Source organism: Candidatus Erwinia dacicola (assembly GCF_001756855.1).
GTDB classification, from domain to species: Bacteria; Pseudomonadota; Gammaproteobacteria; order Enterobacterales; family Enterobacteriaceae; genus Erwinia; species Erwinia dacicola.
Genome location: NZ_MAYS01000294.1, coordinates 1 through 9,100 on the forward strand (window position 1 = coordinate 1; position 9,100 = coordinate 9,100).

Sequence of the window (9,100 nt, forward strand, 5' to 3'; positions counted from 1 at the left end):
CGCGTGGAAAGCGGCGGGGTTCTATGCCGTTGGCCAGATTGTGTTCACCAAAACCTATGCTTCCAACCGCCGCAGCGCGAAGGGGCGTCGCGGATTTGTGGATTACCGCCATGAAGGGGCGTACATGCTCGCCAAGGGGCGACCGACGCCGCCTGAAAAACCGCTGCCGGACGTGCTGCCGTTCCCGTATACCGGCAACCCGCTACACCCGACCCAGAAACCGGTGGAGGCGCTCCAGCCGCTGATTGAGTCATTCAGCGCCCCCGGCGCGATTGTGCTCGACCCCTTTGCCGGCAGCGGCTCGACCTGCGTCGCCGCATACCGCGCCGGACGGCGCTATATCGGCATCGAAATGCTGGAACAGTACCACCGGGCCGGCACCGAACGGCTGGCCGCGATGCGCCGCGCCGTGAACACCCCGGCAGCGAACGACGACTGGCTGCCGGAGGCCGCCTGATGAACTACGACGGACACGAAGGGCTGCGGCGCGATATCGCCGGGCTGGCGAACAGTATGTGCGACCTGAAAACCACCCTGAACGTGCTGGAAGAGAAATACCACTACCGGCATGACGGGCTGCCGGAACGGCTGGCTGGCGTGAGCCTGCGCCGTATCAGCGTCCTGATGGACGAGGCTTTCAATATCGCCCTGTTGCTTGATGAATCATTCAGAGACTGAACCCGGGCGGCGAGGCCGCCCCACAGCAAAGTGGAGAACAAATCATGCTGTACGGAACCCGTAAAGAGCTGAACAAAAAGCTGAAACGCATGTTTGGCAACGAGGAGCGCATCGCCCTGCTGGTCTGGACGAAGCAGGACGTGATGGCGCAGGCGGAGAATATGACGGAGGCCGAAGCCGAAGCCGTGCTTGAGCTTATCGGCCGCGCGGGAACGGGAGAGCATACCGAAGACGGCGTGTCGTTCCGCACCGTTCAGGCGCTGTATGCCGGGATTGGCACGAACGCCCCGCGCGTGAGCGTCCCCGTCGATACGCTGGCGCGGGTGGTGGATATCGCTGCACGGGCGCTCAGCGGGGAAGACGCGCAGGCGTGGCCCCTTGTGCGACAGCACTACCCGAGCGTTGCCGACGCTCAGAAAGATATTACCTGGCTGGAAAACGAAATCGCCGCTTAACCCGTTCGCCCCGCTGAATGGCGGGGCGCTATCCGAAGGAGCAGAACAATGAGAAATGACACCCTGAACGCGCTGATACTGCGCCACGGCGACCGGATGCTACAGGATGCGGGCTGGCCGCCCTGCGTGGATATGATGCCCGTCGCGCCCGAACAGATGCCCGGCTGGCTTGTCGCCTGCGGCTCCCTCGATGCCGCGCAAATTCTGGCGCTGGTCACGCATCTTTGCCAGCCGCTGACGTATGGCCGGGCGGCGCTGCTGACCGCCAGCGCCCGGTGACTGACGGGAACACCTGCCTGGCTGTATCTGTACCCCGCGAAACGCGATACACACCCGGAGCGCCTGGCCGATGCCATGACGATTCACCTGCCGTTTGCGCAGGAATGGCTGACCGCGGCGGAATGTGACGACCTGCTGGCCTTCCTCAGAGGCAGCATTGATGCGATTTGCAACATCGTCCGGGAGGACGCCCGCCGCCTCGCCGCCGCGCTCAAACCCTCCGCCACGCCGCGACTGATGGACAGGCGCTTCGGTGACTGGCGCATTCTCGCCGACGAGTACGACCACGAAAACTGGCTCGATGAGGACGACGCGGAACAGCTGGATGCCGTCCTTGAAGCGGTTCTGGTGCGCGGGGCGCGGTTCTGCCCGGTGCTGCTCACCGTGGTTAACGAGCGGGAAGAAGATATTAAGGCCGCAGGCGTTATCACAGACGTGCTGCGTTTCCCCGGCGACCCCGCACGCCGCTGGCTTGATCGCCGCGTCCTGCGTGAGGTCATGAGCGAGGCCCGGGCGATGCCCGCGCAGTAAGCGTAAAAGAAGGGGAGGGAAAAACCTTCCCCGCGTTCACCGGCGCGGGATGACAACATCCACTAAGGATGTCGCCGGGCGGCTCCGCGTCACCCGGCCCGCCGCGTCGGGCCTTGTGGTGATAAACGCCCTCTGCCTGCACCGTGCGCGTGCGGGCTGTGCCGTGACTCCATCTTAGCCGGGCTGTCACGAATGCAAGGGTAAAGTGAACGCGGCGGTCACCCGGTCCTTCCTTCCCGTCGGCCGTGATTTTCCGGTTGTTCGCCCGCTCAGGTTTCGCGGCCTCACCCTGCAACTCCCGTCCGCCGCGTGCGTCAGGCTGCGGCTTCCCTTGCGCCCCTGCATTCGTGACTGACCGCCCGTCTGTTATGGAGTCACGGCACCGCCCGGTGTCGCATCTCATGTAAAACCGGAGGCTCACAATGTTACGCACGCACACCTGCCCGACCGTTTCCCCCGTCGCCCGCGAGGCGCGCTTTTCCTTCCTGCCCGTCCTGTTTGGCGCGGACTACCTGACCGCAGAAGCCTGTATTTACGCCTATGCCGCAAAATACATTCGTGACTATGACGGCGGCGAGTGGACGTTTAACACCCTCCCGCAGGGGGCGGGCTATCTTGCCCCCGATGAAGACCGCGTGACGGTATTTAACCCCGATAACGGCTTTGTGGGGGAAATGTCGGGCGACGCGGCGGGGATTGTCGTCACCGCGCTGGTACTTAATCACCGGAGCTGGATGCACGACCACCACGACGAGCGGGACGCCTGTCGCCACTACATCCGCCGCTATGAGCAGCTCATGAGCATTGTGGCCACCCACCGCGAAAGCCGCGCCATTTATCGCGCCCTTGACTGATGCCGACGGGGCGCGATGCGCCCCGCCTTCATGCGACAACAACAAATTAACCGGAGAGCATAAATGATGTACGGAACCGTGAGTGAAATCTGCATTGCGCTGCTGAAAACGCACGAAAACAACGAAAAAATGGCCGTTATCACCTGGACTGCGGAAGACGTGCGCGAGGCTGGCGCGGAATACAACCCCACCATCGCAGAAACGGCGCGAGTGCTTCAGGCTATCGGGGAGGCTGACTGCGACATCATGTATCGCTACGGCATCGGCCAGGACTTTGTTTCGGGAGAACTGCGTCAGATTGTCGCAGAGCGCGCGCCGCGTCAGATAGCCATTCCTGAAAACGAACTTCGCTTACTGCTGCCGCTGATAGAAAGGGGAATGAGCCACGTCGATGACATATCGGGTGAGGCCTGCGCCGCAGTGGAAACGCTGCAACTGGTGCTCGGTTCCCCCTCTGCGTAACCCCTGCGCCGCCCCGTGCGGGCGGTGTTATTCCGCCGCCGCCTGTTCGCGCGCGAAAACCCCTTCCGCAGGCCACGGGCCTGCCGCCAGCGGCCGCGCTGACGCGCCGCCCGCCGGCGTACGGGAGCACCGTTTCACTGACCTTTCGGGCGTAAAGATGAAGGACTGCGTGGTACGACCGATGCTCTTCCAGCGGTGGTGTTGAACGGGGATACCCTCACCGGCACCGCGGGCGTCCGGGCGGGCTGTCATGCTTCGCACCATGCCAGCTTCGCCGTCATGGCCCGGCCCTCCGGTAAACCTCCGGGCAGCGGGTGTCCATCCCTGACGCAACGTCAAAGGCTGGCTTGCAGCAGCCGGAACGGCTGCGCCGCCCGTATCTGGTACCACGGCGAAGACGGTAAGGAGTTCGTGCAGCCTGTTGAACCCGAGCCTGTATACACCCCTGAGCAGCAGCAGCGCCTTAATGAACTCCGTGAGCAATGGGACGGATACGATTCCCGCTGTGACGAGACGGACGCGCTGGAAGCTGAGATCGAAGCCATCGAACAGGCCGCAGAAGTCAGCGCGTGGACTGACGACATGAAGTCAGGCGCGGGGGTGATGGTCAGCCTGTACGAAGGGCAGGTGTATGTGCAGCGCGGAGTTCGCTTGAAAGCGGATATGCCGGAAGAAACCGAAACCAGCAGCGTAACGGTGCCGTTCACCTCGCGCCAGCCCGACGCCGCAGAGGGGATCAGCGTTCCGCTGCTCACGAAAATGACCTCCGAGCGTACGCTGGCAGTCCAGGCGGCGCTGATGCAGCAGCCCGAAAAGGCGGTGGCGCTGATGGTCTGGCGCATGTGCACCTGCGTATTTTCAGGCTGTCTGACCACGACGCATCCGTTCCGTATCAGCCTCACCGCGTCTCACGGAAGCCTGACGGAGAACGCCCCGTCCGGTAAGGATGGCGCAGCGTTTGAGAAGCTCATGATCGAACAGGCAAGGCTGAAAGCCCTGCTGCCGGAGGGGTGGGAGAAGGACTTCACCACCTTTTTTGCCCTTGACGGCGGTGTTCTGATGTCGCTCATGGCCTTCTGCACGGCCTGTTCCGTGGACGGGGTACAGACCCGCGATATGGGGCACACCTCCCGCAGTACACTCGATACTGTCGAGGCGGCAATCGGCTTCCACCTGCGCGACTGGTGGCAGCCGACGAAGGACAACTACTTCGGCAGCCTGAAACATCCGCAGATTGTCGCCTCCCTGAAAGAGGCGGGGCTGACGGGCGCGGCGGGTGACGCGGAGAAGATGAAGAAGGGCGACGCTGCAGCGCATGCGGAACACTTTATGCAGCACACCCGCTGGGTTCCGGCATGGCTGAAAGGACCAGAACCAGCGGCTGAATCCGGTGCAGACGACGCGGCTTCAGATACCGACAGCACTGGCCACGACACCACCAACACGGCACACGCCGCCTGATAACGGAGAGCCGCCCTTGAGTGAACAGGGCGGCGATAAGGAGATAGTTATGCAAACTGTTCTGACCCCCGATGTACTGAAAACGATGTCCTGTGATGAGTTTGAGGACTGGCGGGACAGCGGCGAGGACTTCCGCCGCGAACTGACCCACGCCGTCATGCATGACCTGTCATATTGCCGTGTGCAGTCCGGGAGCCATCAGTCCGGCGTGGATGGTGGTGTTCGTTCCCGCCAGCGGTCGCCCGTTCTCCGTCATTCGTACCCTGAGCGGCTACCTGCCGGAGCTTGTAAGCCACACCGTCAGCCTGACCGCGCGTCTCGATGCGGACGGATACAGTCAGGCCAGCATCATCAGTATTCTGGCAGCGGAGGGCGCGGCATGATACCTGCAAACCTGTCACTGGTTCCCTTCAGTCCTGAGCGACGCGCCGCGATGGAAGCCATCGCCGAGGTTGAGCGCAGGCGGTCACGCGGCTCGCTGTCTGCGGCGTACCCGTATGCCAGCGCCTTTTTTCGCCGGCTCACGGGCAGCACGCGCATCACTATCAGGGAAATCCATCATTTTGCGCCGGTGCTGACGGCGCGGGAGCTGCGGGGCAGCAGGGACAGCTGGCTCAGTGCCATCGATGCCCTGATTGAAAGTTGCGGGACGCGTTGCTGGCTGCCGCTTCCCGTCGGTGCCGGTCAGCGCCTCTTTCCGGAGGTGGCCTTTCAGCAGACCGAGCGGGTTCGCTGTCAGGACGCCCTGCGGGATGAAAAATACACCCGCCAGCGCCACAAGGAACGGTGTCAGCGTGAGCGGGCGTACCAGGCGCTGGCGGGGCAGGCGGAGATTGAGCTGGCATTCCATACGCCGGAAACGGTCAGCAGCTGGAGCGCGCGCTGGTCGGGGACTGAACTGCGCCAGTACGACCTGGAGGAGATGTTCTGGCGCTGGAGCGAGCGTTTCCCGTCACTGGCGCCAGTGGAGCGCTGGATGACGGAGAACCAGCCTTTCTGGACGGTGATAGCTGAAACGGGTGCACTGGCGCGGGAAAGCACTGAGTCTGTCAGGCAGCTGGAGCGCTGGATGGTACCCAACAAGCTGACAATGCGGAGCCGGGTATGAAGTGGCGTTACTCGCTGCGCTGGAAGCGTCCCGGTCCCTGTCCCGGTGAACCTGAGCTTGCGTCAGAAGTGGTGGAGGCGGGTAAACCCGTCCCTGAGTCCGTGATGTCACTGTGGGTGGCCGGAGCCGGATATGCCGTCTGCGTTGATTTTCTGTGTGACAGACAGATCAGGCGCTGGACCGACGAGCGAAAGGCGGCCACGCGGCGACGGAATCTGGCGCGTCGTGTTAACAGGATCGCGCCGCTGTTTGCTGATGAGCTGATTGAGCGGGAACTGACGGCGCGACCAGATTATTTTCGGGGAAAGTCGCCTCACTGAGTCTGATATCATATTCTGCCAGAATACGGTCGGCAGGGTGCTTAAAAGGGATAATTTAGAGATGAGATACTGGATACTGGTCGCGCTGTTAAATGGCCTGTTTACGCTGGTCATACATTACGCGGCGCCGAAGATGTTCGGAAGTACGGCGTACTATGCCGGGGTGGCAAACTGTTCCCTGATTGCGCTGGTTATCACCTGGCGCGATCCGCCTGGTATGCTGGACAACGTGCTCTTGTTTCTCTTTAAGTGGGGAATTGTGGCTTCTGGACTGGCGTTTTCTGTCTGGGGCATCGGATACAAGCTGGAATTCTGGGGGGAACATAACCCCGATGAAGTTTTCAGCAGTGCATTCGACACCATCTTGCCGAATCTGGCGGTGCTGAGCGGTGCTTTGATTCTGGTCAGTGGCTGGGTGTTCTGGAGGCGAAGGTAACAAAGAATACGCCAGCGTGAGGGCTGGAAAGTGACAAGAGCGGTTATGCCTGCGGTATAGCTGCTCTTTTTTATGCCCCTTACGCTTTGTAATACCCTGCAGTGAATCTCCTCTGAAGAACGGACGCTGCGAATTATGGTGGCAGTTGCTGACGTAAATTCAAATTCACGCTTGCTGCATCCCGAATGGACGCGCCGCTTTCACCGTGGCGGTAATAAATTACCGCCACTCTGAAGCCCGTAACGGTAATTCGTCTTACGCCGATTTTCCGTTACGGGATGTGTGCATTCTCCTTGTGTGACTATCGCCCGATTTCATCAGTTCGCGGAGGGCTGCTTTTAGCATCAGCCGGGGAGGAAATAAAGGGGTATATAAACGCTGCGCGCCCCTTTATTTCCTCCCCATCAGCTGCTCATAGCCCTTTGCCGCTCAGTGATGAAGTCGAACGATGTAATAACCCAATGAGGAGAAAATTAGAATGCACACATTAAACGTCAAAACCGCCACTCGTGAATCAGCCGAACAATTTAAAGTCGATGAACGACAGCGCTATTGTGTTACAGATGGCGATGAACGTCTTGATTTTATTCCTGCGCTCTTTTTTACGCCTTCTGCTGATAATATGATTGCCAGCTGGTTACGTCAGCATTCAGATTATGATGGCGGTTTCTGGAATTACTGGATTATTCCGCAGGGCACCGGAGGAAACGTTGCTCCGAACTGTGTCAGATTCACCACGACGCAAACCGGATATATCGCACCGGAAGGTGAACAGCGCTATAACATGGTTATTCCTGGTAATTACTTTGAAGCAGAGGTCGGTGCCGATGCTGCCGGAATTATTGCGACCCTGATGATCATGAACTGGTTGTCCTGACAGGTTGCAGATATGGGGCCTGAATATTCGAAAGTCTGTAAACACCTCGTCGCTCGTCAGGATACACTGAAAGACTACATCAGTATCATAAAACACCCTGAAGCATATTTAATTTATCGGGCTATTGATTGACGACATAAATACTGGATGAATAAAAAGACCTCCTGTTGAGGTCTTTTTACTGTTTTGAGAGAGTCTGCCCTGAGTCTTTATTCTTCTTTATCGCCCGGTATGTTGCCTCAATTTTTCTGGCATAGACATATCTTCTCTGCGCCTGTTCTTCTGTTTTCCGGAAACCTGCATTATATGCCCCCACGGCCTGCCAGCTGACTCCCCACTTTTTGAATGCAATTGCAAGATAGTAAGTCCCGGTGTAGATATTCATACACGGATCGGAAAGAAGGTGCTCCGGTTTTATTCCATAACGAGCCAGTTCGTTAAAGTGCTGGGAGTCCACCTGCATAAGTCCGGAGCCAAAACCCGAAACAGGATTGTAGCCTTTAACGTCTGTGCGGAAGTTCGATTCATTCCAGGAGATTGCCCGAAGCAGATCCGGATCTATATGATAATGCCTTCCTGCCAGATTAAAACAATCAGCAGCGTTCAACATTCCAGAAAAAGCCAACGTTAAAAACGTAAGAGCAATCCGTTTCATTTCTTCCCTCCGGTCACCATGCCGGAAATACGTTAACCCATCCCATGCCCAGACTCAACTAATATGCACTCCTCACCACCAAAAGCACCACACCCCACGCAAAATTAAAATTTTGCTGATTGGCCTTCCAAGTCATGCACTTATGTTTTTTAAATTCCACTCAGTTCCAGAGTGGAAGTTTATAAGATTCATTTGCGACTACTGTATGAATCATTGGATATTCATTGATGATTCATGTACGATTCACGATATATATTTCATAACGTTGTGTGATGGTGAATTGTCGGCAATTTGCCATGTGAATCGCCGACGATTCGTCATAAAACCACTGGATGAATCGCCTACAATCCGCCGGATGTATTGACGGTGGGAAGGCGCTACTCGACAGTCAAAATAATATCCTTCCACAGCACAGAAAAAAGGAGATGAGCTTTGGCAAAGATACAAGCATATGTAAGCGACGACGTGGTAAATAAAATAAATGCTATCGTCGAACAGCGTCGTGCAGAGGGGGCCAGGAAAGAAGATGTCAGTAGTTCAAGCGTTATATCGATGCTCGTCGAACTAGGTCTGCGTGTCTATGAGGCGCAAATGGAGCGCAAGGAGTCGCCGTTCAACCAGATGCTTTTCAATAAAACTATTCTTGAAGCCGTACTTAAAGCACAGTTTATTTCCAGTAAGCTTCTCGCAATGGAGTCCATGAGTCCACATATTGCAGGAAACGATAAGTTTGAGTTCAGGGGAATGGTTCAGAATATTCGAGATGATGTTAAAGAGATCGTGGAAACCTTCTTTCCAGAGTCAGGTGAAGAAACCGATAATGATTAACTATATAGATGTCTTAAAAATCACATTTAACTGTGTTTTTTTTAATGACAATTACTGAAGGTAAAGGTATATTTTATCAGTGTCCTAACTAAAATTTGATTGTCGGCAAGTTTTGTCGAATCGCTGGTACCCAGGGATTGCCCCCCTAAGTACCAG

The 9,100-nt window shown here is 57.4% G+C and carries 10 protein-coding genes and 5 pseudogenes; 13 read left to right on the forward strand and 2 right to left on the reverse strand.

The annotated features are described in order from the left end of the window. The 4 genes and pseudogenes from BBW68_RS08655 to BBW68_RS08670 form a co-directional block, all read left to right on the forward strand. On the forward strand, nt 1-457 hold a 457-nt coding region (locus BBW68_RS08655; RefSeq protein WP_245675238.1), incomplete at its 5' end, for a DNA methyltransferase. Next, the gene (locus BBW68_RS08660) at nt 457-678 is read left to right on the forward strand and encodes a hypothetical protein (protein ID WP_070134992.1); all 222 of its coding nucleotides are present in this window, start codon (nt 457-459) and stop codon (nt 676-678) included. The genes BBW68_RS08655 and BBW68_RS08660, both read left to right, overlap by 1 nt. 44 nt (nt 679-722) lie before the next feature. Then, a complete protein-coding gene (locus tag BBW68_RS08665; RefSeq protein WP_070134994.1) occupies nt 723-1,133 on the forward strand; it encodes a DUF1380 family protein in 411 nt (136 codons plus the stop codon). Between the two features lie 48 nt (nt 1,134-1,181). Next, a pseudogene (locus BBW68_RS08670) lies at nt 1,182-1,943 on the forward strand (hypothetical protein). 89 nt (nt 1,944-2,032) lie between these two features. On the opposite strand, the pseudogene BBW68_RS19715 reads toward BBW68_RS08670, so the two are convergent. Beyond that, nucleotides 2,033-2,238: pseudogene (locus tag BBW68_RS19715) on the reverse strand (hypothetical protein). A 127-nt stretch (nt 2,239-2,365) separates the two neighbouring features. On the opposite strand from BBW68_RS19715, the gene BBW68_RS08675 reads away from it, so the two are divergent. From BBW68_RS08675 to BBW68_RS08715, 8 genes and pseudogenes are all read left to right on the forward strand, one after another. Next, on the forward strand, nt 2,366-2,797 hold the full coding sequence (locus BBW68_RS08675; protein ID WP_070134996.1) for an antirestriction protein: 432 nt from the start codon (nt 2,366-2,368) through the stop codon (nt 2,795-2,797). Nucleotides 2,798-2,860: 63 nt separating this feature from the next. Next, on the forward strand, nt 2,861-3,259 hold the full coding sequence (locus BBW68_RS08680; RefSeq protein WP_245675239.1) for a DUF1380 domain-containing protein: 399 nt from the start codon (nt 2,861-2,863) through the stop codon (nt 3,257-3,259). A 363-nt stretch (nt 3,260-3,622) separates the two neighbouring features. Next, a pseudogene (locus BBW68_RS17820) lies at nt 3,623-4,720 on the forward strand (ParB/RepB/Spo0J family partition protein); the annotation flags it as partial. 49 nt (nt 4,721-4,769) lie between these two features. Continuing rightward, nucleotides 4,770-5,103 (forward strand): annotated as a pseudogene (locus tag BBW68_RS08695) (conjugation system SOS inhibitor PsiB family protein). Further along, on the forward strand, nt 5,100-5,828 hold the full coding sequence (locus BBW68_RS08700; RefSeq protein WP_070135000.1) for a plasmid SOS inhibition protein A: 729 nt from the start codon (nt 5,100-5,102) through the stop codon (nt 5,826-5,828). The pseudogene BBW68_RS08695 and the gene BBW68_RS08700 overlap by 4 nt, the downstream one beginning before the upstream one ends. Next, nucleotides 5,825-6,148 (forward strand): theronine dehydrogenase, encoded by a 324-nt coding sequence (locus tag BBW68_RS08705; RefSeq protein WP_070135002.1) that lies wholly within the window; start codon nt 5,825-5,827, stop codon nt 6,146-6,148. Before BBW68_RS08700 ends, BBW68_RS08705 begins: the two co-directional genes overlap by 4 nt. Nucleotides 6,149-6,209: 61 nt before the next feature. Beyond that, entirely contained in the window at nt 6,210-6,584 is a 375-nt protein-coding gene (locus BBW68_RS08710) for a hypothetical protein (protein WP_070135004.1), read from the forward strand. A 478-nt stretch (nt 6,585-7,062) separates the two neighbouring features. Further along, a pseudogene (locus tag BBW68_RS08715) lies at nt 7,063-7,593 on the forward strand (antirestriction protein). A 46-nt stretch (nt 7,594-7,639) separates the two neighbouring features. Here the strand turns inward: BBW68_RS08715 and BBW68_RS08720 are convergent. After that, nucleotides 7,640-8,116, reverse strand: coding sequence for a transglycosylase SLT domain-containing protein (locus BBW68_RS08720; protein WP_070135006.1), 477 nt, complete (start codon nt 8,114-8,116; stop codon nt 7,640-7,642). A 432-nt stretch (nt 8,117-8,548) separates the two neighbouring features. Here BBW68_RS08720 and traM point away from each other — a divergent pair, with 432 nt between their 5' ends. Then, nucleotides 8,549-8,944, forward strand: coding sequence for a conjugal transfer relaxosome DNA-binding protein TraM (gene traM, locus BBW68_RS08725; protein ID WP_070135008.1), 396 nt, complete (start codon nt 8,549-8,551; stop codon nt 8,942-8,944). The last annotated feature ends 156 nt before the right edge of the window (nt 8,945-9,100 follow it).